The sequence below is a fragment of the Salinivibrio sp. PR5 genome (assembly GCF_001996085.1).
GTDB classification, from domain to species: domain Bacteria; phylum Pseudomonadota; class Gammaproteobacteria; order Enterobacterales; family Vibrionaceae; genus Salinivibrio; species Salinivibrio proteolyticus.
In genome coordinates, this window is the sequence record NZ_MUFK01000022.1 from 26,835 (window position 1) to 51,049 (window position 24,215).

Sequence of the window (24,215 nt, forward strand, 5' to 3'; positions counted from 1 at the left end):
TGTTCTAGTTCTTACTTGAGGGTCAGAGCGTCTTCGACTAACGCTTTTTGTTGTTTCTGGTGTACGGACATATAGCCTACCGCTGGCGATGCTGATGCCTCTCGTCCTGCGTAGGTTAAGGTAGCATCATCTGGAATCGCCGCACGGAAATTGTGTTGGCTGCTATACCAAGCCCCTTGGTTTTGAGGCTCTTCTTGGCACCACACAAAGTCTTTCGCATTGGTGTAAGGGGCGATAGCGTCTTTAACCGCATCCAATGGGAACGGATAAAGCTGCTCAATACGGATAATCGCCACATTATCGATTTCCGACTTGCGACGCGTTTCCAGTAGGTCGTAATACACCTTGCCTGCGCACATGACGACGCGTTCAACCTTGTTCGCATCAAGCTCATCCATCTCGCCAATTGCGGGGAGGAAATCACCATCAGATAAGTCTTCAAGGCTCGACACACACAGCGGGTGGCGCAACAGCGACTTAGGCGACATTACAATCAATGGACGACGCATGGGACGAACCACTTGGCGACGCAGCATGTGATAGACCTGTGCAGGCGTTGAGGGTACCACCACTTGCATGTTTTGTTCGGCACACAGCTGTAGATAGCGTTCAAGACGCGCCGATGAGTGCTCTGGGCCTTGTCCTTCATAGCCGTGAGGCAACAGCATGGTTAATCCGCACATACGGCGCCATTTTTGTTCCCCAGAGCTGATGAACTGATCAATCACCACTTGCGCGCCATTGGCAAAGTCACCGAACTGTGCTTCCCAAACGGTGAGACCACCAGGCTCTGCCGTTGCATAGCCATATTCGAACGCGAGAACCGCCTCTTCAGACAACACAGAGTCAAACACTTGGAATGGCCCTTGTTTGTCGTGAATATTCGCCAGTGGCAAATAGGTACTGCCGTCAGTTTGATTGTGCAAGACCGCATGACGGTGGAAGAAGGTACCTCGTCCGGAGTCTTGGCCGGTAATACGGATACGTTTGCCATCATCCACCAGCGTCGCATACGCCAAGGTTTCCGCCATACCCCAATCTAGCTTTTTCTCACCTTCCACCATGGCTTTACGATCGTTATAAAGCTTGGCGACACGGCTATGAAGCTTGTGGCTTTCTGGCAATTGGCAAATCCGATGGCCGAGCTCTTTCAGACGCTTAGCGTCAAACTTACTCGCCCACTCTACGGTCCAATCGTGCCCAAGATAAGGGGTCCAATCGACCGAGTGCAACGCCATCGGGCGCCATTCTTTGACCACACATTCACCACGGTCAAGCGCATCGCGATACTCGTTGATAAGCTCGGTCGCTTTCTCAAGATTCGCAACACCCTGCTGATCAAGAACGTCCGCATAAAGCTTACGCGGTGTCGGATGCTTCTTGATCTTTTGGTACATCATAGGCTGTGTCGCGTTGGGCTCATCCGCTTCGTTGTGACCGTGACGGCGATAACACACCAAGTCAATGACCACATCACGCCGGAATTCGTTACGGAAATCAAGCGCTAAGCGAGAAACGAAGGCAACAGCTTCAGGATCATCCGCGTTTACGTGGAAGATTGGCGCCTGCACCATTTTGGCAATATCAGTACAGTATTGCGTAGAACGAGAATCGGCTGGGTTCGAGGTGGTAAAACCAATCTGGTTATTGATGACGATACGTACCGTGCCACCAACTTGGAAACCACGCGCTTGAGACATGTTAAAGGTCTCTTGCACGACCCCTTGGCCAGCAATCGCCGCATCACCATGAATCGTGATCGGTAAGACACTCGAACCGGTGGCATCTTCGAGACGATCTTGACGTGCTCTAACTGAGCCCATAACCACAGGGTTGACGATCTCAAGGTGAGATGGGTTGAAGGCAAGCGCTAAATGCACATCACCACCTGGCGTGGCAAAATCAGACGAGAAGCCTTGGTGATATTTCACATCACCGGTGCCCCAGGTTTCGTCTTGTTTACCCGCAAACTCGTCAAACAGTTCTGACGGCTTTTTACCCAGCACATTCACCAACACGTTCAAGCGGCCGCGGTGAGCCATACCGACCACCACTTCACGAGCACCTTTACCACCAGCGTGGCGGATGAGCTCTTTAAGCATCGGGATCAGTGCATCCCCCCCTTCGAGAGAGAAGCGCTTTGCGCCTGGGAACTTCGCGCCCAAATAGCGCTCTAGTCCTTCAGCCGCGGTCAGTTCTTCTAGGAAGGTCAGCTTTTCTTGTTCGTTGAATTGCGGCTGCCCAACCACAGACTCTAATCGGCTTTGGATCCAACGTTTCTCTTCTGTGTCAGTAATATGCATATATTCAGCACCGATAGACCCACAATAGGTCTTCTGCAGTGCTTCATAAAGCTCGCCCAGCTGCATATTGTCTTTACCAATTGCAAATGAGCCGACATTGAAGTTTTCGTTGAAATCCTGCTCGGTAAGCGAGTGGAAAGCAGGTGATAGATCGGGTACTTGATTACGCTTCCATAAACCCAGCGGGTCAAGATTGGCCTGCTGATGGCCGCGGAAACGAAATGCGTTAATAAGTTGAAGGACTTTGACTTGTTTCGCGTCTACGTCGGGGTCATTGACTGAGGCATTTGCACGCGCTGTCTCGGTAGCTAAGCGTCGAAAGTAATCACGAACGCGAGAGTGGGGTTGTTCTACCGCGGTTTCATTCACCGCTGGTAGTTGGTCAAAGACCGCTCTCCATTCTTGATCAACTAACTCCGGGTCACTGAGGTACAGTTCGTAGAGGTCTTCTACGTAAGTTGCATTGGCGCCAGCCAAATGAGAAGACTCCATCCAAGCCTTCATCACGCCATTTTGCATTGTTATCCCTTAACCACTAGTTATTTATCCAAACACCGGTTCTAAGCCGGGTTACCTGTTATTTAGCCCCGTCCGTGGACGGGGCTTTATAGTTCACGTTAATGTACGAAAGCGTTTTAAACGCCACGCTGAATCAGCATCGACTTGATGTGTCCAATTGCTTTCGTTGGGTTCAAGCCCTTAGGACACACACTGACACAGTTCATGATACCGTGGCAACGGAAGACACTAAAAGCGTCGTCCAGATCAGATAAGCGCTCTTCGGTCGCGGTATCACGGCTATCCGCTAACCAACGATACGCGGCGAGCAGCCCTGCCGGCCCCACAAATTTGTCTGGGTTCCACCAGAAAGAAGGGCAAGAGGTGCTGCAACACGCACACATGATGCACTCATACAAGCCGTCCAACTCCGCGCGGTCTTCAGGGGCTTGTAAATTCTCCCGTGATGGCGGTGTGTCATCGTTGATTAAGTAAGGTTTAACCCGCTCGTAGTTCTCATAGAACTGACTCATATCGATGATAAGGTCACGCACAACCGGCAAACCTGGCAATGGGCGGATCACAATTTCTGATTTATCCATCAATGATGAGAGTGGCGTGATACACGCTAATCCATTCTTACCATTCATGTTTACACCGTCCGATCCGCACACACCTTCGCGGCATGAGCGGCGGAATGCTAACGTCGGATCTTGCTCTTTTAGTTGAATGAGCGCGTCCAATAGCATCATGTCCGACCCTTCAGGCACGTCGAGCGTGTAATCCTTCATATATGGCGCATCGTCCACATCTGGATTGTAGCGATAGACTGAAAACTTAACGTTCATCGTTTTCGACCCCCTTAGTAAGTACGCGCTTTCGGTGGGAAAGCGTCACGATGCACTGGCGCCATGTTGACGTCGCGCTTCGACATAGATTCCGTTTCTGGATTGTAGATGGAGTGGCATAGCCAGTTCTCATCATCACGCTCTTGATAATCAAAGCGTGCATGAGCGCCACGGCTTTCGGTACGATAGTTTGCCGCTACCGCCGTTGAATAAGCGGTTTCCATCAGGTTCTCCAGCTCCAAACACTCGATACGTTGGGTGTTGAACTCAGTCGACGTATCGTCCAATCGTGCTACTTTCAAACGTTCACGGATTTCTTGCAGTTCTTTGAGGCCTTTTTCCATCGCCTCACCTTCGCGGAATACCGAGAAGTTTTCTTGCATACACGCTTGGAGATCTTTACGGATTTCTACAGGGTCTTCGCCTTTTTGCGTGCTATTCCAGCGGTTCAAGCGCGCTAAAGAGGCTTCAATATCAGATTCGCTTGCATCACGCGCTTCAACTTGCGCGGCCAAGGTTTCACCAAGGTGTAGACCAGTTGCACGGCCAAAGACCACCAAATCAAGCAATGAGTTACCGCCCAAACGGTTTGCACCATGGACAGACACACTAGCGATCTCCCCACAGGCAAACAGGCCTTGTACTTCAACGTCGTGTCCCATTGGATCTTGTTTGATCGCTTGACCAGACACTTGCGTTGGAATACCGCCCATCATGTAGTGGCAGGTTGGAATGACCGGAATTGGCTCTTTGATCGGATCCACGTGCGCAAAGGTACGAGAGAGATCCAAAATGCCTGGCAAGCGTGACTCAAGGACATCTTTACCCAAGTGGTCTAGCTTAAGCTTGATGTGTGGACCCCAAGGGCCATCACAACCTCGACCTTCTCGGATTTCGATCATCATAGAGCGTGCGACCACGTCACGACCAGCTAGGTCTTTTGCGTTAGGCGCATACCGCTCCATAAAGCGTTCGCCATCTTTATTAAGCAGATAGCCCCCTTCACCACGGCAGCCTTCAGTCACCAAGACACCGGCGCCAGCAATCCCTGTTGGGTGGAACTGCCACATTTCCATGTCTTGCATCGGAACACCTGCGCGCAACGCCATACCGACACCGTCACCCGTGTTGATGTGCGCATTGGTGGTGGATTGATAAATACGCCCCGCACCGCCCGTTGCAAGCACGGTAGCTTTCGATTTGAAATAGCAAATCTCACCAGTTTCCATGCACATCGCGGTGGCACCAACCACAGCTCCGTCTTGGTTTTTCACCAAGTCGAGGGCATACCATTCAGAGAAGATAGTGGTTTTGTTCTTGATGTTTTGCTGGTACAGCGTGTGAAGCAATGCATGACCGGTTCGGTCTGCCGCTGCGGCTGTACGCGCCGCCTGTTCACCGCCAAACTCTTTCGATTGGCCACCAAACGGACGCTGATAGATGGATCCATTTTCAAAGCGCGAAAACGGTAGGCCCATTTTTTCGAGTTCAATGACCGATTGTGGGCCGGTTTTACACATGTACTCGATGGCGTTTTGGTCTCCGATATAATCCGACCCTTTCACTGTGTCATACATGTGCCATTGCCAATTATCCTTGTGTGAGTTACCCAGTGCTACCGTAATACCACCCTGCGCAGATACAGTGTGAGAACGAGTCGGAAAGACTTTTGATAACAACGCACAAGACAGGCCTTGTTCAGAAATTTGCAGGGCGGCGCGCATACCTGCACCACCTGCGCCAATAACGATTGCGTCAAATTCGCGAACTGGAATACTCACTTACACACCCCACAGTACAAAGAAACCGGCAAACACATAGATCAGCAGCAAGGCAACTACACCCAATTGAAGAAGACCACGCAACAAAGCGGGCTTGATGTAGTCAGTTAACACTTGCCACATACCGATCCATCCGTGAATGAGAATCGACACCAGTGCCAGCATGGTAAAAACCTTGGTGCTGGTTTGGCCAAAAAAAGCTGTCCATGAGGCGTACGTAATGTCCGGCCCAAATGCAGCAAATCCGACCATATAGAGTGTGTAAAGTGTGATGATAATCGCAGTGGCCCGAATGAGTACAAAATCATGTACACCATTACGCCCCACCGATGAAATGTTTTTCGTTACCATACCAAAATCCCCGCCAGTACAGACAACACGCCGGTCAATGCAAATGCCACCTGAGCGCTTTTCGCACCCGTTTCTAACTCTTCAAAATAACCGATATCCTGCATAAGGTGGCGGATACCACCTACAATGTGATAGGCAAGCGCCGTGAGGATGCCCCAAAGGACAAACTTGACGAAGAAGCTATCGACGATGGCAGACGCAGTTTCAAAACCGCTAGGTGAAGAGAGAGACAGGCTAAGTAGCCACAATAGGATGGCGATCGAGACGAAGGTGATGACACCTGCTACTCGATGCATGATAGACGCAATCGCTGTGATGGGAAAACGAATGGTCTTAATGTCGAGGTTTACGGGTCTTGGCTTTCTTTCTTTCACGATATTGCCCACTCAGCTCCATTGAGCATTTATAGTTATTTACACTCTCTGAACCTCAGTACTCAAAGCGTAAGACCTGCAACATCTGTGTAACGTGCTTTGCGTACCTTATTGCTATTAACTGCAACTTTGAGCAAATGGATCACGTCAATTTAGAAAGGTGTTTGAGCCCCTAAACGCCCTAGGATACTGATATGCCCAGAGACCTCGCAAAAGTATACGCGGCGTAACAAGCAATTACAAACGCTCAAAATTGACAGGAATCTCACAACAGATATTTAACCCGCATTGCAAATAAGTTATTAACTCGCGCACACATCGTTAGGTTAAAAATTGACATCACCTAGGCCGATCGGTAAAACGGTCGGGTCCGTATCCTGGATGGGATTATAAAATAACAAAGGAGATTGTTATGGCAGAGAAGAAAGCTACCCTACATATTGAAGGGCAAGCACCAATCGAACTGCCGATCATGGGGGGCACTGTCGGGCCAGAGGTCTTGGACGTACGTGCATTAGGTGCAAACGGATATTTCACCTTTGATCCGGGCTTTGTCGCCACGGCATCATGTGAATCGCAAATCACCTACATTGATGGCGCTGCAGGCGTTTTGCTGCATCGCGGTTACCCTATTGATCAACTCGCCAATAACGCTGATTACTTAGAAGTCTGTTATATCCTTCTTTACGGTGAAGTCCCTACGAAAAAGCAATATGAAGAATTCCGCTCGTTAATCGTGCGCCACACCATGGTACATGAGCAAATCGCGAGTTTCTTCCACGGGTTCCGTCGTGACGCTCACCCTATGGCCGTCATGGTCGGTGTCGTCGGTGCACTGGCTGCTTTCTATCACGACTCACTGGATATCAATAACGACCAGCACCGCGAAATTACCGCCTTCCGATTGCTCTCTAAAATGCCGACACTCGCGGCAATGTGTTACAAGTACTCGATTGGCCAGCCATTTATCTATCCGCGCAACGACCTAGATTACGCAGAGAACTTCCTCCACATGATGTTTGCCACGCCTTGTGAAGAATATGAAGTTAACCCAGTGGTCGCGCGTGCGATGGACAAAATCTTTACGCTGCATGCCGATCATGAGCAGAACGCATCCACCTCGACGGTCCGTCTAGCCGGCTCTTCAGGCGCTAACCCATTCGCGTGTATTGCCGCGGGGATCGCGTCACTTTGGGGGCCCGCTCACGGTGGTGCCAATGAGGCCTGCTTGCGCATGCTCGAAGAAATCGGTCATGTCGATAATATTCCTGAGTTTATTGGCCGAGCAAAAGACAAGGATGATCCTTTCCGTCTGATGGGCTTCGGACACCGGGTTTACAAAAACTACGATCCTCGCGCCACTGTGATGCGCGAAGCTTGTCATGAAGTATTGGAAGAACTGAGTATCCAAGACCCGCTGCTCGATGTGGCGATGGAGCTCGAGCGTATTGCACTGTCTGATGATTACTTTATCGACAAGAAACTGTACCCAAATGTAGATTTCTACTCGGGCATCATTCTCAAAGCGATTGGTATTCCAACGTCGATGTTTACTGTGATTTTCGCAATGTCACGAACGATTGGTTGGATTGCGCATTGGAATGAAATGCACTCGGATCCCAACAATCGCATTGGTCGTCCGCGTCAGCTCTATACCGGCTACACGCAACGTGAATTCACGCCAATGAAACAGCGAGACTAACACCTTGCTTGCAGAAAAACGCCGCCTAAACGAGGCGGCGTTTTTGTTTTCGTCAATCACTTATACCGGGTTGTCGATATCAATAAAATCCACCGTTAGGCCATATTGTTCAGCCAACCATTCACCGAGCGCTTTCACACCATAACGCTCTGTCGCATGATGGCCTGCAGCAATATAGTGGACACCCTGTTCGCGCGCTGAGAACGTCGTCCGTTCAGACACCTCACCCGACAGATAGGCATCCATATTCTGGCTTGCCGCTAAGTCGATAAAGTCTTGCGCACCGCCCGTGCATAAACCGACCGTTTCAATACGACGGGTGTGGCCGCCGTCAATAATCAAAGGGGCTCGGCCTAGAACCGCCGCCACTTGATGTTCAAACTGGGCTAAGGTCATCGGCGTCGAGAGCTTTCCGTAGACAGGAATCGATACGGGATTTCCGGGCTCTAACCCGCCGATCAACTCAATCCCCAATCGCTTAGCCAGTTGTGCGTTATTTCCCATGGTAGGGTGAATATCCAACGGCAAATGGTAGCCATATAAATTAATGCCATTTTCAATTAACGCTTTGATCCGTTGATACTTCATACCACGAATTTGCTGTGCTTCACCGCGCCAGAAGTAACCGTGGTGTACCAAGATGGCATCCGCATTCTGCTCAATCGCCGCATCAATAAGATCTTGGCAAGCCGTGACACCGGTAATCACTTTCTGTACTTGCTCACGCCCCTCAACTTGTAACCCATTCGGGCTATAATCTTTGATTTGGTCGGGCTTTAGCTCTGCGTTTAGGATTGCTTCGAGTTCGAGGTTATTCATGATGTCTCTTTCGTCGCTTTGAGATGTTGTATGTTAGTGTAACGTGCGGAATCGACATAAAAAAGCGGCTAACGTTTCCGTTAGCCGCTCAACCAGTAAGGCGTGATGTTTATAAAAAACCGCCCGCTTTTTCAGACTCAGCCAGCCAGACCGGCTTAGTACTATCTTTTAACCAGACTTGATGAAGATGACTATAAATACGCGATGCCAAAGGTGGCACCACTAATGTAGGCGCACATACAATACCTGCAACCACAACAGCGCTGCGACGCAAAACGACTTGGGTTTTATCGAACGGTTTATACATGACTAACCTCACTCATCTGACCAGTTATGAGGAGAGTATATCATTCGTTTAGTATGTTTACTACATAATAGCGCAAAAATCGTTCAGATACGACGATACAATCGATTAACAAGGTAATAAAATTACAATGACGACATCACCACTGTTTGCCCGTCGGCAGCAAATCGCAAAGGATATGGCTTGGATTCGCTCCCAACCGCCTTTGTTATCCTCAGCGGATTTTCCCATGGTCAATACCTCGACGTGGCAAGTCGCTGATAACACCTTGGCAGAGATGTCTTATCGCGGACCACACCGCATTGGCTTTTACTACCAATGGCTATTAGCAAACCTAATTGCACAGCAACCTCACCTTAATGTGGTTGCTGAAGAGATACAGATTAATGATGCAGGTAAAACGGTTGGCGCCGTGGATTTCTTGATTGAAAATGGTGAGCAACTCGAACACTGGGAAGTCGCTGTAAAGTTTTATCTTGCCCATCAAGGTCGCTGGCTGGGTCCAAATGCTAAAGATGCATTAGACATCAAAGCTGAGCGTATGATGAACCATCAGCTTGCTATGTCCGATCATCCCCGCTTTTTAGCCGACCACCCACAATGGCGACCGCAAAAGAAGCGACTTTGTATCCACGGCCGTTTGTACCAGCCGTTTCACCAAAACGCACCACTCCCAGATGCACCCAGCGTCAATCTCGATTGTATTACTGGTTGGTGGTGCTGGCCCGATGCCTTACCCCAAGACCGTCGTTATGCGTCTTTATCACGCGATCAGTGGTTGAGCATCCCTGATTTTCATACTTTACCCCGCTTTGATACAGCGGCGCTGGCTTCGCTGACACGCACTTGTCATTTAGTTGATGAGTATCTCACACCCTGGTTTGTCGTCACCCCAGACTGGCCTCAAACTCATCCACCTAAAGTATAGTGGCCGCCAGACGCACATAAAAAAGCCGCACCTTAACGGTACGGCCTTTACAACGCACGAGGGAATATTTGGCGTTTTATACCCCTTGCTCGGCAAAAACGTTATCCACGATCTGTTGCGCTTCTTTTTCAATCATGCGCAGGTGCGCCTCACCTTTAAAGCTTTCGCAATAGATTTTGTAGATTTCTTCTGTACCAGAGGGACGAGCAGCGAACCATCCAGACTCAGTGACGACTTTTAAGCCACCGATCGCTTCACCATTGCCTGGCGCGTGAGTCAGCTTTGCAGTAATGATATCGCCAGCTAACGTCTCAGCAGTCACCATTTCAGGGCTTAACTGACTGAGCACTTGTTTTTGCTGCTTGTTCGCCACCGCTTGTAAACGGTTATAGGCGGGATCACCATGCTTATTAACTAGTGTTTGATAGTAAGCGTGAGGTGTCATGCCGGTCACCGCGAGGATCTCAGCGGCCAGTAAACACAGAATAATGCCGTCTTTGTCGGTCGACCAAGGCTGTCCATCCAAGGTTAAGAAAGAGGCACCCGCACTTTCTTCGCCACCAAAGCCAAGCTGGCAGTGATGCAGACCATCGACAAACCATTTAAAGCCAACCGGGACTTCCACCAGCTTTCTATCAAGATCCGCAACCACTTTGTCAATAATGGCACTCGACACGAGTGTTTTACCCACACCTAAGCTACTCGGCCATTGCTGACGATGGCGGAAAAGATAATCAATACAAACCGCTAAATAATGATTAGGGTTCATCAAGCCATCTGGTGACACAATGCCGTGGCGGTCAAAATCAGGGTCATTCCCAAAAGCAAGATCATAGTGGTCTTTGTGTGCTAACAATCCCGCCATCGCATAGGGTGAGGAACAATCCATGCGGATCACACCGTCGCTGTCGAGAGGCATGAAGCCAAAAGTCGGATCGACTTTCTCATTCACGAGGGTAATATCGAGCTGATAATGTTCAGCGATTTTTTGCCAATAGCGAATCCCAGCCCCACCCAGAGGATCAACAGCCAGTTTTAATCCTGCCGCTTGAATGGCTTTAATATCCACGACACGCTCGAGCCCAGCGACATAAGGGGTCACTAAGTCTTGCTCTTGGTAGTAAGCGCTTGCCCGTGCTTCGTCAATAGCTAACCGTTTCACGCCTTCTAAGCCGGCATCTATATAATCGTTGGCACGTGCTTCAATTGATTTTGTGATGGCCCCTTCTGCTGGTCCACCATGCGGAGGGTTGTACTTAATCCCCCCATCTTGCGGTGGATTATGTGAGGGGGTGATCACAATCCCGTCCGCTTGCTCAGCATGATCACGGTTATAAGCCAGAATTTGTTGGGAAATACCCGGCGTTGGCGTATAGCCCTGATCTGCTTGCGCAACAACCTCTACCTGATTGGCCGTCAATACTTCAACCACGGCACCGAAAGCGGGTTCGGACAGCGCATGCGTATCTTTGCCCACAAAGACAGGTCCCGTGATGCCAAGCGCACGGCGCTCATCACAGATGGCCTGAGCGATCGCGTGAATGTGATCACGGTTGAATGTTGTATTGAGTGCACTGCCACGGTGGCCTGATGTTCCAAACGCAACGCGCTGCGCCGGATTGCCGGGGGTTGGCTGGGCCTGAAAAAAGCGCGTGACTAGCGCTGGAATATCGCATAAATCAGCGGCGTCTGCGCGCTGCCCTGCTTGGGGATGCACTGCCATAAATCTCGTCTCCCATGAGTGGCATAGATTAAATCGCGTTGACAACCTTTTCGATCAAATCGCTGGGGAACTGCATTTTTTCCATCAGCTGCTCCACCATTTGGCGCTTACGGCCGGTATTAGTGTTGGTGATTACCCAAAAAGGTGTCTCTGGAATTTGTTTCGGCTTGGTGGTTTTGCCGCTTTCTAACAACGTTTGCTGATTGTCAGCAAAATACAGACGAGTGCGTCCTTTTAGAGCCATCCCATCGGCAAAACCTTGCTGGTCCACACGATATAGGGTGGTCAAAACGAGCATAAAGCGCCCGATTGCACGCTCTTGCGCTGCAAACTCATCCGAGATCAATAGCGATCGCATCGCTTTCACACGATCAACAGACGCACTGCGTCCTGCATCTTTACTCACTACGATGCCGCTAGAACGAGAGGGTGTCGGTGCAGGCTGTGTTGACTGCTGCGCCGAATCCGACAGCAATAAGCGGCGCAAAATATCTGATGCGCTCTCACCAATATGCTGCGTTTGGCTGGCAATGTACCGGTATAGCTCCTCGTCAACCTCAATCGTCTTCATTGTTTTTCATCGAGTCCTGTTTGTCGTTTAACGGGGCGATTATACAGAGATAGATAGGTATACTCTACGCCAAAGCCAGTAATCTGAGAGAAAAGCAACGTGTTATTAAACGAAAAGTCTCGCGGTGAAGGCTCACCGCTCGTATTGATCCACGGTTTATTTGGCAATCTCGACAATCTAGGCGGATTAGCAAAAACCTTGGCTGATCACTTTTGTGTTTATCAAATTGATCTACCTAATCACGGCCAGTCCTATCATACTAAGCAGGTCGATTATCAGGCACAGTCGGACGCGGTTGTCGCATGGATGGATCACCATCAACTCGACAAGGTGACATTAGTCGGTCACTCAATGGGCGGGAAAGTTGCTATGGCTATCGCACAGCGCTTTCCTGAGCGCGTGACACAGTTGGTGGTCATGGATATTGCCCCCGTAGACTATCAAGTTAATCGGCATGACGCGGTGTTTACGGCGCTAAAACGCACCCAAAACATTCCCTTGACCAGTCGTCAACAAGCACAATCCATCATGGATGAGACAATTGAAAACCCAGGCGTGACACAATTTTTATTGAAATCACTCTATAAAACCGATCAAGGTCACTACGCCTGGCGCTTCAATATTGATAATCTTTATCACGGTTATCGCGATATTATGGGCTGGCAGGCATTCGGACAGTATTCAGGCCCGACTCTGTTTGTAAAAGGTCAACAATCTGAATACATTTTGCCCGAGCATCGTGATGCGATTATAGAACAGTTCCCGCATTCGAAAGCGCACATGGTGGCAGGCACAGGCCATTGGCTACATGCTGAAAAACCTGCTGTGGTTGCCAACGTTATTGAGCGCTTTTTAATGCCGGGAGAGCGTTAACAGGTCTGTGACCCTTGTGGTATATTGCGCCGCATATGTCGGTGCTCAATGGAGGCACGCATGCTTTACGAGCACTTTCAATTGCTCGAAAAAATTGGCCTAGACCTCGTTTTTGCTGCCATTTTCTTTTTTATCGGAATGGCAATCAAAGACGTACTAAAAGAAGGCAATGTGCCAGTTTTTGGTCGACGTATTGTCTGGTTTGTTCTCACACTAGGCTGTGTTGGTTTTATTACAAAAGGGGTTATTCAACTGTTCTGGGAAGGTGTTGGCATCGGCTAACATCCCTAAACGGAGAATGATCCCACGTACGCTCTAGCGTATAGGAGTGTGAAAAAGCACCGCTTTTTCTTTAATTCGAGTTAGTTGCAAACAGCAACCCACTGAAAAAAACGGGTATTTTTTATATGGCGAGTGTAGGTCTCTTCTTTGGTAGTGACACAGGTAACACTGAAGCAATTGCAAAGAGCATTCAAAAGCAACTGGGCAAACAGATGGTCCATGTGCAGGATATTGCGAAAAGCAGTAAAGAAGATATCGATAACTTCGATCTTCTCCTGCTGGGTATCCCAACTTGGTACTATGGCGAAGCACAGTGTGATTGGGATGACTTCTTCCCAGAACTTGAGCAAATTGACTTCTCAACCAAATTGGTCGCCATCTTTGGCTGTGGTGATCAGGAAGATTATGCAGAATATTTCTGTGACGCAATGGGCACGGTACGTGACATTGTTGAAGCAAAAGGCGCGACCATCATTGGCCATTGGCCAACCGAAGGCTATGAGTTTGAAGCCTCTAAAGCCTTGGTAGACGACAATCACTTTGTCGGCTTGTGCGTCGATGAAGACCGTCAACCTGAACTGACCGATGAGCGTGTCAGCAAATGGGTGAAGCAAGTCTACGAAGAAATGTGTTTGGCGGAATTAGAAGACTAACTCGTCAATGAACCACCAAAACGCCAAGACTCTCTTGGCGTTTTTTCTATGCGGCGTCTTGGGTTAGGTCACGGTATTGACGTTTTTTTCTCACATATAAGGTGCGCTTCACTTCAGCCACCACCTCCCCCTTCGCGTCTTTGACATGCACAACAAACTCGGGTAACACTTTCTCCCCTCTTCCAGCCTGTTGCTGAATGTCTTGCAACACCGCATCGCTAATCACAAAATCGGCAAATAAGTCGGTGGTGCCCGGTTTGATGAAATTAATATCCGCTTGTTTATCCCACACATGATACTGTGGTCCGAGTATGCCCATTAACATCAAGGCATAAACAGGATCGGTCAGTGAAAAAATACTGCCACCATATTGTGTTCGATTCGCGTTTTTGTTCCACCAGCGCAGTTTTAACCGCATATTGACGCACTTAAAGTCGTCACTGATAGACTCAATATGGATCCCCGCTCCCCAGAAGGGAGGCCAACTATTTAATGCCCACTTCACAATTCTTGTTTTATAGAACCGATACATAACTGATTGACGTCCTTATCTGGTCTTACCAGACAATATTTACATCTAGAAAACATTGTTGCAACCAAGAATGATCAAAATTCGTTCGTCTAAACGTTCCTTGCTGTAGCGAGCGCCGAGCAATTTTGATAGTCTTAATAAATATTTTCCTTGCTAATCAAACTGTCTCTCGCAGGCAGAAAACAGGTAGATACACATGTCAGACAATAACCAGGCGTTGAAGCAAGCTGGGCTAAAAGTCACGCTGCCACGGCTCAAGATCCTAGAAGTGCTGCAACAGCCCGATTGCCAGCATATCAGTGCCGAAGACCTGTATAAGAAGTTGATTGATCTAGGCGAAGAAATTGGCCTAGCGACGGTATACCGTGTCCTCAACCAGTTTGATGATGCCGGCATTGTCACCCGTCACCACTTTGAAGGTGGAAAATCGGTGTTTGAGTTAGCGACTCAGCACCACCATGATCACCTCGTCTGTCTTGACTGCGGTAAAGTCATTGAGTTTTCGGATGATTTGATTGAAGAGCGTCAAAAGGAAATTGCCGGTCGTTTTAATGTTCGTCTTACCAACCATAGCTTGTATCTCTATGGTCACTGCCAAGAAGGCGACTGCAAAGCAGATCCATCGATTCACAATGATGACTGAATGATCAAGGCTTGAGTGACTTGATGTTGTCATAAAGAAGTCCTCTTTATGTCAACGTATTTCAGAACGGGACATAAACCTATAAAAAAGCCGGCAGTGTATGCCGGCTTTTTTGATCGAGTAAAGACAAAGGTTACTTACCTTCAATCTTCGCCCATGTGTCACGTAAGCCTACGGTACGGTTAAAGACTAATGCCTCCGCACGACTGTCTTTGTTATCCGCACAGAAGTAGCCCGTGCGCTCAAATTGATAGCCAGCTTCAGGCTGCGCGTCTTTCAAGCTAGGCTCAACGTACCCGTGCATCACTTGCAAAGAGTCTGGGTTAATCGTCTCTACGAAGTTTTCTGCACTTGCAGGATTTGGCACAGTAAAGAGGCGATCGTACAAGCGGAACTCAGCCGGAACAGCTTCTGCCGCGGATACCCAATGGATTACCCCTTTTACTTTACGGCCATCTGCAGGGTCTTTTCCTAGCGTCTCAGGATCGTAACTACAGTACACCGTAGTGATGTTTCCGTGCTCATCTTTCTCACAACGCTCGGCTTTGACTACATAAGCATTACGCAGGCGTACTTCTTTATCCAACACCAAACGCTTATATTTTTTGTTAGCCGATTCACGGAAGTCTTCGCGCTCAATCCAGATCTCGCGAGAGAAAGGCACCTGACGCTGTCCCATCTCTGGTTTGTTTGGATGATTCGGGGCACTTAGCCACTCAACGTCATCCGCTTTGTTTTCAATCACCAGCTTGATCGGATCCAAAACGGCCATCGCTCGCGGTGCGCGTTCATTCAGATCATCACGAATACACGACTCCAGTGCACTCATTTCGATGATGTTATCTTGCTTGGTGACACCAATTCGTTTGCAGAACTCACGAATAGACGCAGGCGTGTAACCACGACGACGTAGACCAGAAATCGTCAACATACGTGGATCATCCCAGCCATTGACGAGCTGCTCTGACACCAGTTGGTTGAGCTTACGCTTGGACATCACGGTGTATTCCAAGTTTAGGCGACTAAACTCGTACTGATGCGGGGTGCAATCGATGGTGATGTTTTGCAACACCCAGTCATATAAGCGGCGGTTGTCTTGGAACTCCAGCGTACATAACGAGTGAGTGATCCCTTCCAATGCATCCGAGATACAGTGGGTAAAATCATACATCGGATAAATACACCACTTATCACCCGTCTGGTGGTGATGTGCAAAACGTACGCGATAGATAACTGGGTCGCGCATCACCATGAAAGGTGACGCCATATCGATTTTAGCGCGAAGACACGCAGTGCCCTCGGCAAATTCGCCCGCGCGCATTTTTTCAAATAACGTGAGGTTTTCTTCCACCGCACGATCACGATAAGGGCTCGGCTTGCCCGGCTCTGTCAACGTACCTCGGTACTCGCGGATTTGATCTGGGCTTAATTCGTCGACATACGCCAAACCTTTTTCAATCAGTTCAACCGCAAAGCCGTACAACTTATCAAAATAGTCTGATGAATAGCGCTCTTTACCTGCCCACTCAAAGCCAAGCCATTGGACGTCGCGTTTGATCGAGTCAACGTACTCAACGTTTTCTTTTTCTGGGTTGGTATCATCAAAGCGCAAATTGCACTCACCTTGATAATCCTGCGCAATACCGAAGTTCAGGCAAATAGACTTAGCGTGACCGATATGCAGATAGCCATTAGGCTCCGGCGGGAAACGGGTCACGACTGATGTGTGTTTTCCCTCCGCCAAATCTTTATCAATGATTTGACGAATAAAATTGGTTGGACGAGCTTCAGCATCACTCATCAAGGTTACCTCGTATCAAAACAGTGCGAATTTTACAGCTACATGGATACTATGATCTCTTATTCCGGCACTTTACTCAACCAGTTGTTGTTAAACTCGCCCTCGCATGCCCCTAAATGCGCTTTTTTTGTTCACCCCACTTCCCGTACATAAAAAACGCCCAGCGTTAGCTGGGCGTTATCGGGTTTAGATTGTCTTTATAGTGGTCGCTTATGGCAATTTCACTGCAGACAAATCTTCATTATCCGGGATTTGCTTCATCTCACCGGCAATGATTTCGGCCAATGGGCCAAGAATGACTTGCAAGTTATTATCCCCTAACTTCACGACACCCATCGCGCCAATGGCTTTGAGTTTCGCTTCATCGACGATTTCACGGTTTGCTACCGATAGGCGCAAGCGTGTGATACAAGCGTCGATAGATGTCAGGTTTTGGTGTCCGCCCAACGCTTTGAGGTACTTACGTGCAAGCTCACGGTTGTCGCTGGTTTCATTCGTATTCGCGTTTCCGGCAGATGCGCCTTCAATGCTGTCATCTTCACGACCCGGGGTTTTCAAGTTCATGGCCATGATAGCCGCACGGAATGTCGCGTAATAAAGCACGAAGAATACCAAGCCCATCACAGGTAGCATGTACCACTCGTTGGCTACGGGGTTTTTTGACGACAACACCAAGTCGACAAGACCTGCAGAGAAGCCAAAACCGGCAGTCCAGTTAAAGGTGGCCGCGATGAACAAAGAGATGCCTGTCAAGAACGCATGCAACACAAACAGCACAGGTGCTACGAACAGGAAGGCGAACTCGAGTGGTTCAGTGACACCGGTAAAGAACGAAGCAAAACCGGCTGCAATCATGATCGATGCCACACGTGCTTTGTTCTCTGGACGTGCAGTGTGGTAAATAGCCAGTGCCGCCCCCGGTAGACCAAACATCATCACAGGGAAGAAGCCGGCCATGTACATGCCTGTGGTTCCCTTAATTGCTTCTCCAGAAGCAAGACCTTGTGCGCCCATCCAGAAACGGCCCAAGTCATTGATACCCACAGTGTCGAACCAGAATACCGCGTTAAGCGCATGGTGAAGACCGACAGGAATCAACAGACGGTTGAAGAATCCGTAGATACCTGCACCCGCGGCGCCTAAGTTAGTGATACTTTCACCGAAGTGAACCAAACCACCAAATACGACCGGCCATACAAACATCAGCACGAACGAAATCGCAATAGCGACGACTGAGACAAGAATGGGAACCAGACGTTTGCCACTGAAGAACGCCAGTGCTTTTGGCAGCTCTACACCGCTGTAACGGTTGTAAAGCTCTGCCGATACCACACCAATTAAAATACCGATAAATTGGTTGTTGATTTTGCTAAACGCCAGCTCATTGTTGTCTAGTGCAACATCCACGAGACCAATTTGGCTTACAGTACCAGGCGCACAAAGCGTGGTGATCACCATAAAGCCGACGAAACCTGCCAAGGCAGCCGCACCATCTTTATCTTTTGACATGCCGTAAGCCACGCCAATGGCGAACAGTAAAGACATATTTTCCATATCAATGATCGCCGCCCCTGACTTAATCAAGAAAGCAGCCAATGCGCTGTTACCACCCCAACCTGTTGGATCAAGCCAGTAGCCGACCCCCATCAAGATCGCTGCGGCTGGCAGTACCGCTACCGGTACCATCAGCGCACGACCTATACGTTGCGCGTATCCAAGAATATTCACCTTCGTTCCCCCTATGTGTTCTCAGAGCCATGCCGCAGTATTTGTTGTTTTCTGCGTCTGGCGTATCGCGTGAGATAATGACCAAAGCACTTTTTTTGTCAAACAATGTTAGTCAATTGCAGTTTATGTCAATAAATTCGCCTCGCAAATTAAAACCACCTTTTTTGTGAGTTTTATCACCGATCCACACCAAAAACAGAGAAATATGTTAGCCAGATCATAAAACTTATTTTATGATGAAAATAAATGAACATATTCGTTATGCTGTACCCGTAAGCCCACTGATTTATCGAGGTCTCCTGTGCGACTCATTCCATTACAAACCAGCCATCAAGTCGGCCTATGGTCGGCTAGATATATTGTTGATACTATTAATAAATTCGCTCCAAGCGCCGAACGCCCATTTGTGCTCGGACTGCCAACAGGCGGTACGCCACTGAATACTTACAAGCAACTGATCACCCTGTTCAATCAGGGCGAAGTGAGCTTTGAGCATGTGGTGACCTTCAACATGGACGAGTACTGCAATATCCCAGCCGATCATGACCAGTCATATCGTACCTTCATGTATGAAAACTTCTTTAAGCACATTGATATTAAAAAAGAAAACATCAACTTACTGAACGGAAATGCGAGCGATGTTGATGCGGAATGCAAACGTTATGAAGACAAGATCAAATCCTACGGCAAGATCCATCTCTTTATGGGCGGTGTAGGTAACGACGGTCACATTGCGTTTAACGAGCCTGCGTCGTCACTAGCTTCTCGGACACGGATCAAAACCTTGACCGAAGATACCCGTATGGCAAACTCTCGCTTCTTTGATAACGATATCAATCAAGTACCTAAGCACGCGCTTACCATTGGCGTCGGGACGCTACTCGATGCTGAAGAGATCATGATTTTGGTCACTGGCCACAATAAGGCACAGGCACTTCAAGCAGCCGTGGAGGGGTCGGTCAATCACTTGTGGACTGTTTCCGCACTGCAGCTGCACCCTAAAGCCATGATTGTGTGCGATGCGCCTTCAACTGCCGAACTAAAAGTAAAAACAGTGAAGTATTTTCAGGAGCTTGAAGCCCAGAACATTCATAATTTATAAGGAATAACAGCATGTATGCGTTAACCCACTGCCGGATTTTTACTGGTCATGAAGTGCTTGATGACCACGCTATTGTCATACGTGACGGCGTGATTGAGGACGTTTGCCCGCAACATGCGCTGCCGACAGAGATAGAAAAACGCTCACTCGACGGAGCTTATGTCAGCCCGGGCTTCATTGATCTGCAGCTTAATGGTTGTGGTGGTGTCATGTTTAACGATGCGATCACCACAGACACTATCGAAACCATGCACCAAGCAAACTTGAAGTCTGGGTGTACCAACTTCTTACCAACTCTGATCACGAGTTCAGATGATGACATGCGTGCGGCGATCAAGGCGATGCGCGAGTACAAAGCCCACCATCCGCATCAAGCTTTAGGCTTACACTTAGAAGGGCCTTACTTAAACAGCGCAAAAAAAGGCATCCACAGTCTCGACTATATTCGCCCTAGTAACGACAAGATGATTGCGTACTTGTGCGACAACGCAGACGTGATTACCAAATTGACGCTGGCGCCCGAACTCGCGCCCAAAGCGCACATTCAGGCCCTTACCAAAGCAGGCATCATCGTCTCCGCTGGTCACACTAACGCAACCTATGAGCAAGCACGGGAAGGCTTTGCTAATGGGATTGGGTTTGCGACCCACCTGTTCAATGCTATGACGGCGACTACCGGTCGCGAGCCCGGCATGGTTGGCGCGATTTATGATACGCCCGAGGTTTACACCGGCGTCATTGCTGACGGTTTCCATGTGTCTTACGCCAACATTCGTCTTGCACATAAAGTAAAAGGTGAGAAATTAGTGCTAGTTACTGATGCTGTGGCACCAGCAGGAGCCGACATGGATCACTTTATTTTTGTAGGCAAGAAAGTATATTACCGTGACGGCAAGTGTGTTGATGAGAACGGTACACTTGGCGGCTCTGCACTGACGATGAACGAAGCAGTTCGTAATAGTGTTGAGCATATAGGTATCGCCTTGGATGAGGCTCTGCGCATGGCAACGCTGTATCCTGCGCGCGCTATTGGTGTCGATCAGCTTTATGGCAGTATTCGCCCGGGGAAAATTGCGAATCTTGCTATTTTTGATCGCACACTCAACATCCGAGCGACGGTGGTTAACGGACAATATACAAATAGCTAGGACATTTATGACTGGCGGACAAATCGGGAATGTCGACTTGGTAAAGCAGCTCAACGGGGCTGCCGTTTATCGGTTGATCGATCAACAAGGACCCATCTCTCGCATACAAATTGCAGACGTGAGCCGTCTAGCACCCGCAAGTGTGACAAAAATAACCCGCCAATTGCTCGAACGTGGCTTGATCAAGGAAGTGGCTCAGCAAGCGTCAACCGGCGGTCGCCGAGCTATTTCTTTGACCACAGAATGCGCCCCATTCCATACCCTTGCGGTAAGACTGGGGCGTCATTTTATCGAGCTTTCACTCTATGATTTGAGTGGGACATCGCTTGCTGAACACGGGGAAGCTTTTCACTATCACGATCAAACCGAGTTAGTGAACGGCCTGATTCAGATTCTGAGTCAGTTTATTGACACCCACCAACAATCCATCAAAGAGCTGATTGCCATATCGGTCGTGATGCCCGGCCTGATTGATCCTGAATCTGGGGTCGTCGAATACATGCCTAACATCACGATTCAACAGCTAGCCCTTGCCGACACACTCCGTGAGGAGTTTGGTGTGCAAGCGTTTATTGGTAACGATATTCGCGGGCAAGCATTGGCGGAGCACTACTTTGGTGCCAGTCAAGCCTATTACGATTCGATGCTAGTCAGTGTTCACCATGGCACTGGCGCTGGGATTATCGTAAACGGGCAAATTTTCTTGGGCCATAACCGCAATGTAGGTGAATTGGGCCATGTTCAAATTGACCCTTTGGGTAAGAAGTGCCAATGCGGCAATTTTGGCTGTTTAGAGACCGTTGCCTCTAACGAAGCCATTATCGAACATGCACAACAGCTACTAGCTCAAGGACACCCGAGCACGCTCAAACACGATGACAGTTTAACGATCGAAGCCATTTGTGAGGCCGCCGAGCAAGGCGATGAACTGGCAAGACAGGTATTGGTAAAGGTTGGCAATCATCTTGGCAAAGCCATTGCTATGACCGTTAACCTATTCAATCCTCAACTTGTGGTCATTGCTGGTAAGATCACGGCAGCAAAAAGTGTCGTCTTCCCCGCCATTCAGCGCTGTGTTGAAAACCAGTCACTGCCTAGCTTTCATCAAAAGCTAGAGATTGTAAGCGCGAAGCTAGCAGAAAAACCTACCATGGCCGCTTTCTCGTTAGTTAAACGCGCCATGCTCAACGGCGAACTGTTACAAAAACTGCTCGAAGAGTGATCGTTTAACGGGTTTGACGTCTTGCTACGCAAACCCGTTTTTTCCGCAAAAATCTCACACTTTCCCTATCTAGCGTGTACATTATATACCCAAGCTATGGTGCGCTATAAGTTGGCAACGCGTCTCGGGCCTATCTCTTTTCTCAAAGTCGCGTAGGCATCAAAGCGCCTTGTTCCTTATCGCTTAACCTCAGAGGAACTAAGCTCAAACAAGCTATTACTAAGGAGACCCATCAATGTCTCAAATTCATATCTTTAGTTGATTCAAAACTTTAAGATAAGTGTCGATGCTGTGTTTATTGGCTTTTGCACAAAAACACGGATTCTGTTTGCTCGCTAACTCACATAATAAGCATACGATATGGAACTGGTTTACATCTCAGCAGCCTTCATCAGCGGCTATATTCTGATGCGTTGTCACTTGCCACCTCTCGTTGGCTTTTTGATTGCTGGCTTTGCGCTACATGCGTTTGGCTACGAATCCACCCCGGTGATCTCTGATCTGGCCGATTTGGGTGTCACCTTGCTGCTTTTCTCGATTGGATTGAAGTTGGATGTCAAAACCCTACTTGCCAAGGAAATTTGGTTTGGCGCGACCGCCCATAACCTGCTGACTACGGGGTTGTTCACGCTGTCCTTGCTCGGCTTGAAAGCCCTAAGCGTGCCTATGCTTGCCGGTTTGAGCTTGTCAGAGTTGGCCCTGTTGGGTTTTGCCCTATCCTTCTCCAGTACCGTCTTTGCCATTAAGGCACTCCAAGAGAAAGGGGAGCTTAACGCCACCTATGGTACTTTGGCGATTGGCATTCTGATCATGCAAGATATCTTTGCGGTGGTCTTTATCACCGCTACGTCCGGAAAAACGCCTGAGCTCAGTGCACTACTGCTCTTTGCGTTACCTCTGCTTAAGCCAGTACTCAATAAGATACTAGATAACGCGGGGCACGGCGAAATGCTGGTGCTTTATGGCATTTTCTTGGCGTTAGTAGCGGGAGCGGGCTTGTTTGAGCTTGTTGGCGTTAAACCAGACTTAGGGGCGTTAATTTTAGGGATGCTGCTGGCAAGCCATCCTCGCGCCTCGGAAATGGCCAAATCGCTCTTTAATATGAAAGAGCTTTTCCTCGTGTGCTTTTTCCTCAACATTGGCTTATCCGAGCAGCCTACTTGGCAAAGCTTTGGCTTTGCATTGCTCCTCATGTTGCTTTTGCCTATCAAAGGGGTTCTCTATTACTGGATTGTCAGTGGCTTCCGCTATCGCGTGCGGACTGCTTTATTCACCACACTAACCCTATTTAACTTCAGTGAGTTTGGCTTAATCGTGGGGGGATTTGCGTATAAAGCTGGCCTTATGCCTGGCCCTATATTAGTGTCCATCGCTATTGCAGTGTCATTGAGTTTTGCGTTTTCCGCACCGCTCAATACATTCAGTAATCAGCTCTATACTTGGGCGTCGCAGTGGTTGAAAGATAGAAACCCCGAGCAGCTACATCCCAGTGATCAGCTGATCAATCTCGGTGATGCCTCGATTCTGGTACTTGGAATGGGTCGAATTGGTTCAGGGGCGTATGACGAGCTCTCTGCCACTCATCACCAACCCATTATTGGCATTGACAACCGAGAAGATTCAGTGGCACGCCATCAAGAGGAAGGACGACGTGCGATTCTTGGCGATGCCACCGACCCTGACTTTTGGTCACGCGCCATTTCTGATGGGCAGATCAAATTAATCTTACTGGCAATGCCACACAGTCAGGCCAATATGCTTGCGCTAGAGCAAATCCGGCAAACCAACTTTAAGGGCAAGGTCGCGGCAATTGCAAAGTATGAGGATGAAATTGAGCAGCTCAAAGCGCTCGGTGTTGACGAAGCGTTCAATATCTACCAAGAGGCCGGTAGTGGATTTGCTCGACATGTGAGAGAGCAGTTTACCACGCCATCCAACAACGCCTAACCCACCGCGATTCCAATACTCAAGCCGCTCTTTCGAGCGGCTTTTTCATCGATGCATAGTCATTTTGTACACACACTGCACT

The 24,215-nt window shown here is 48.8% G+C and carries 22 protein-coding genes; 10 read left to right on the forward strand and 12 right to left on the reverse strand.

From position 1 onward, the window contains the following. Positions 1-11 precede the first annotated feature (11 nt). From sucA to sdhC, 5 genes are all read right to left on the reverse strand, one after another. Positions 12-2,822: a 2-oxoglutarate dehydrogenase E1 component gene (gene sucA, locus BZG82_RS09390; RefSeq protein WP_077661743.1), complete on the reverse strand. Its 2,811-nt coding sequence runs from the start codon at positions 2,820-2,822 to the stop codon at positions 12-14. Between the two features lie 116 nt (positions 2,823-2,938). Next, positions 2,939-3,649: a succinate dehydrogenase iron-sulfur subunit gene (locus BZG82_RS09395; protein WP_069588383.1), complete on the reverse strand. Its 711-nt coding sequence runs from the start codon at positions 3,647-3,649 to the stop codon at positions 2,939-2,941. Positions 3,650-3,663: 14 nt separating this feature from the next. Next, positions 3,664-5,430 (reverse strand): succinate dehydrogenase flavoprotein subunit, encoded by a 1,767-nt coding sequence (gene sdhA, locus BZG82_RS09400; protein WP_077675334.1) that lies wholly within the window; start codon positions 5,428-5,430, stop codon positions 3,664-3,666. Beyond that, a complete protein-coding gene (gene sdhD / locus BZG82_RS09405; RefSeq protein WP_077455214.1) occupies positions 5,431-5,781 on the reverse strand; it encodes a succinate dehydrogenase, hydrophobic membrane anchor protein in 351 nt (116 codons plus the stop codon). It lies immediately after the preceding gene. Continuing rightward, complete coding sequence (gene sdhC, locus BZG82_RS09410) at positions 5,775-6,167, reverse strand: succinate dehydrogenase cytochrome b556 subunit (protein WP_077479105.1); 393 nt, start codon at positions 6,165-6,167, stop codon at positions 5,775-5,777. The genes sdhD and sdhC overlap by 7 nt, the downstream gene beginning before the upstream one ends. A gap of 400 nt (positions 6,168-6,567) precedes the next feature. On the opposite strand from sdhC, the gene BZG82_RS09415 reads away from it, so the two are divergent. Next, entirely contained in the window at positions 6,568-7,857 is a 1,290-nt protein-coding gene (locus BZG82_RS09415; RefSeq protein WP_069588389.1) for a citrate synthase, read from the forward strand. A 60-nt stretch (positions 7,858-7,917) separates the two neighbouring features. Here the strand turns inward: BZG82_RS09415 and BZG82_RS09420 are convergent, their stop codons facing one another. Together BZG82_RS09420 and BZG82_RS09425 are read right to left on the reverse strand one after the other, a co-directional pair. Further along, positions 7,918-8,676 carry a Nif3-like dinuclear metal center hexameric protein gene (locus tag BZG82_RS09420; protein ID WP_077661744.1) on the reverse strand — a complete coding sequence of 253 codons (759 nt, stop codon included), beginning with the start codon at positions 8,674-8,676 and terminating at the stop codon, positions 7,918-7,920. Positions 8,677-8,785: 109 nt separating this feature from the next. Then, positions 8,786-8,983, reverse strand: coding sequence for a DUF2517 family protein (locus tag BZG82_RS09425; protein ID WP_069588700.1), 198 nt, complete (start codon positions 8,981-8,983; stop codon positions 8,786-8,788). A 127-nt stretch (positions 8,984-9,110) separates the two neighbouring features. Between BZG82_RS09425 and BZG82_RS09430 the strand changes: the two genes are divergently transcribed. After that, on the forward strand, positions 9,111-9,908 hold the full coding sequence (locus BZG82_RS09430) for a DUF1853 family protein (RefSeq protein WP_077661746.1): 798 nt from the start codon (positions 9,111-9,113) through the stop codon (positions 9,906-9,908). Between the two features lie 76 nt (positions 9,909-9,984). On the opposite strand, the gene pgm is transcribed toward BZG82_RS09430, so the two are convergent. Beyond that, complete coding sequence (gene pgm, locus BZG82_RS09435) at positions 9,985-11,631, reverse strand: phosphoglucomutase (alpha-D-glucose-1,6-bisphosphate-dependent) (protein ID WP_077765704.1); 1,647 nt, start codon at positions 11,629-11,631, stop codon at positions 9,985-9,987. A 28-nt stretch (positions 11,632-11,659) separates the two neighbouring features. After that, the gene (gene seqA, locus BZG82_RS09440) at positions 11,660-12,202 is read right to left on the reverse strand and encodes a replication initiation negative regulator SeqA (RefSeq protein ID WP_077455219.1); all 543 of its coding nucleotides are present in this window, start codon (positions 12,200-12,202) and stop codon (positions 11,660-11,662) included. A 99-nt stretch (positions 12,203-12,301) separates the two neighbouring features. Here seqA and BZG82_RS09445 point away from each other — a divergent pair, with 99 nt between their 5' ends. The 3 genes from BZG82_RS09445 to fldA all read left to right on the forward strand — a co-directional run bounded on the left by BZG82_RS09445 (position 12,302) and on the right by fldA (position 14,010). After that, positions 12,302-13,075 (forward strand): alpha/beta fold hydrolase, encoded by a 774-nt coding sequence (locus tag BZG82_RS09445; RefSeq protein WP_077765705.1) that lies wholly within the window; start codon positions 12,302-12,304, stop codon positions 13,073-13,075. Between the two features lie 60 nt (positions 13,076-13,135). Further along, positions 13,136-13,357, forward strand: a complete 222-nt coding sequence (locus BZG82_RS09450; RefSeq protein ID WP_077479111.1) for a DUF2788 domain-containing protein — start codon at positions 13,136-13,138, stop codon at positions 13,355-13,357. Between the two features lie 125 nt (positions 13,358-13,482). After that, complete coding sequence (fldA, locus tag BZG82_RS09455) at positions 13,483-14,010, forward strand: flavodoxin FldA (protein WP_077455221.1); 528 nt, start codon at positions 13,483-13,485, stop codon at positions 14,008-14,010. Positions 14,011-14,056: 46 nt separating this feature from the next. On the opposite strand, the gene BZG82_RS09460 is transcribed toward fldA, so the two are convergent. Then, positions 14,057-14,542: a DUF4442 domain-containing protein gene (locus BZG82_RS09460; protein WP_077765706.1), complete on the reverse strand. Its 486-nt coding sequence runs from the start codon at positions 14,540-14,542 to the stop codon at positions 14,057-14,059. Between the two features lie 196 nt (positions 14,543-14,738). Between BZG82_RS09460 and fcrX the strand changes: the two genes are divergently transcribed. Then, the gene (gene fcrX, locus BZG82_RS09465) at positions 14,739-15,185 is read left to right on the forward strand and encodes a ferric iron uptake transcriptional regulator FcrX (protein ID WP_069588691.1); all 447 of its coding nucleotides are present in this window, start codon (positions 14,739-14,741) and stop codon (positions 15,183-15,185) included. A gap of 133 nt (positions 15,186-15,318) precedes the next feature. On the opposite strand, the gene glnS is transcribed toward fcrX, so the two are convergent. Both glnS and nagE read right to left on the reverse strand, forming a co-directional pair. Beyond that, positions 15,319-16,986, reverse strand: a complete 1,668-nt coding sequence (gene glnS / locus BZG82_RS09470; RefSeq protein WP_077765707.1) for a glutamine--tRNA ligase — start codon at positions 16,984-16,986, stop codon at positions 15,319-15,321. A gap of 210 nt (positions 16,987-17,196) precedes the next feature. Continuing rightward, a complete protein-coding gene (gene nagE / locus BZG82_RS09475) occupies positions 17,197-18,714 on the reverse strand; it encodes an N-acetylglucosamine-specific PTS transporter subunit IIBC (protein ID WP_077479113.1) in 1,518 nt (505 codons plus the stop codon). Positions 18,715-19,015: 301 nt separating this feature from the next. On the opposite strand from nagE, the gene nagB reads away from it, so the two are divergent. The 4 genes from nagB to BZG82_RS09495 all read left to right on the forward strand — a co-directional run bounded on the left by nagB (position 19,016) and on the right by BZG82_RS09495 (position 24,133). Further along, a complete protein-coding gene (gene nagB / locus BZG82_RS09480) occupies positions 19,016-19,816 on the forward strand; it encodes a glucosamine-6-phosphate deaminase (protein ID WP_077765708.1) in 801 nt (266 codons plus the stop codon). Between the two features lie 11 nt (positions 19,817-19,827). Then, positions 19,828-20,964, forward strand: a complete 1,137-nt coding sequence (nagA, locus tag BZG82_RS09485; RefSeq protein WP_077765709.1) for an N-acetylglucosamine-6-phosphate deacetylase — start codon at positions 19,828-19,830, stop codon at positions 20,962-20,964. Between the two features lie 7 nt (positions 20,965-20,971). Continuing rightward, on the forward strand, positions 20,972-22,186 hold the full coding sequence (gene nagC / locus BZG82_RS09490; RefSeq protein ID WP_077765710.1) for a DNA-binding transcriptional regulator NagC: 1,215 nt from the start codon (positions 20,972-20,974) through the stop codon (positions 22,184-22,186). A gap of 360 nt (positions 22,187-22,546) precedes the next feature. Continuing rightward, positions 22,547-24,133 (forward strand): cation:proton antiporter family protein, encoded by a 1,587-nt coding sequence (locus BZG82_RS09495; RefSeq protein ID WP_077479117.1) that lies wholly within the window; start codon positions 22,547-22,549, stop codon positions 24,131-24,133. Positions 24,134-24,215: the final 82 nt, after the last annotated feature.

Bases quoted from the DNA above. Each gene is read 5' to 3' on its own strand.
- glnS (WP_077765707.1), bottom strand. From the start codon at position 16,986: ATGAGTGATGCTGAAGCTCGTCCAACCAATTTTATTCGTCAAATCATT.
- fldA (WP_077455221.1), top strand. From the start codon at position 13,483: ATGGCGAGTGTAGGTCTCTTCTTTGGTAGTGACACAGGTAACACTGAA.
- fcrX (WP_069588691.1), top strand. From the start codon at position 14,739: ATGTCAGACAATAACCAGGCGTTGAAGCAAGCTGGGCTAAAAGTCACG.
- sucA (WP_077661743.1), bottom strand. From the start codon at position 2,822: ATGCAAAATGGCGTGATGAAGGCTTGGATGGAGTCTTCTCATTTGGCT.
- BZG82_RS09395 (WP_069588383.1), bottom strand. From the start codon at position 3,649: ATGAACGTTAAGTTTTCAGTCTATCGCTACAATCCAGATGTGGACGAT.
- seqA (WP_077455219.1), bottom strand. From the start codon at position 12,202: ATGAAGACGATTGAGGTTGACGAGGAGCTATACCGGTACATTGCCAGC.
- nagA (WP_077765709.1), top strand. From the start codon at position 19,828: ATGTATGCGTTAACCCACTGCCGGATTTTTACTGGTCATGAAGTGCTT.
- sdhD (WP_077455214.1), bottom strand. From the start codon at position 5,781: ATGGTAACGAAAAACATTTCATCGGTGGGGCGTAATGGTGTACATGAT.
- BZG82_RS09450 (WP_077479111.1), top strand. From the start codon at position 13,136: ATGCTTTACGAGCACTTTCAATTGCTCGAAAAAATTGGCCTAGACCTC.
- BZG82_RS09495 (WP_077479117.1), top strand. From the start codon at position 22,547: ATGGAACTGGTTTACATCTCAGCAGCCTTCATCAGCGGCTATATTCTG.
- BZG82_RS09430 (WP_077661746.1), top strand. From the start codon at position 9,111: ATGACGACATCACCACTGTTTGCCCGTCGGCAGCAAATCGCAAAGGAT.
- BZG82_RS09415 (WP_069588389.1), top strand. From the start codon at position 6,568: ATGGCAGAGAAGAAAGCTACCCTACATATTGAAGGGCAAGCACCAATC.
- BZG82_RS09420 (WP_077661744.1), bottom strand. From the start codon at position 8,676: ATGAATAACCTCGAACTCGAAGCAATCCTAAACGCAGAGCTAAAGCCC.
- BZG82_RS09460 (WP_077765706.1), bottom strand. From the start codon at position 14,542: ATGTATCGGTTCTATAAAACAAGAATTGTGAAGTGGGCATTAAATAGT.
- pgm (WP_077765704.1), bottom strand. From the start codon at position 11,631: ATGGCAGTGCATCCCCAAGCAGGGCAGCGCGCAGACGCCGCTGATTTA.
- BZG82_RS09425 (WP_069588700.1), bottom strand. From the start codon at position 8,983: ATGTATAAACCGTTCGATAAAACCCAAGTCGTTTTGCGTCGCAGCGCT.
- nagC (WP_077765710.1), top strand. From the start codon at position 20,972: ATGACTGGCGGACAAATCGGGAATGTCGACTTGGTAAAGCAGCTCAAC.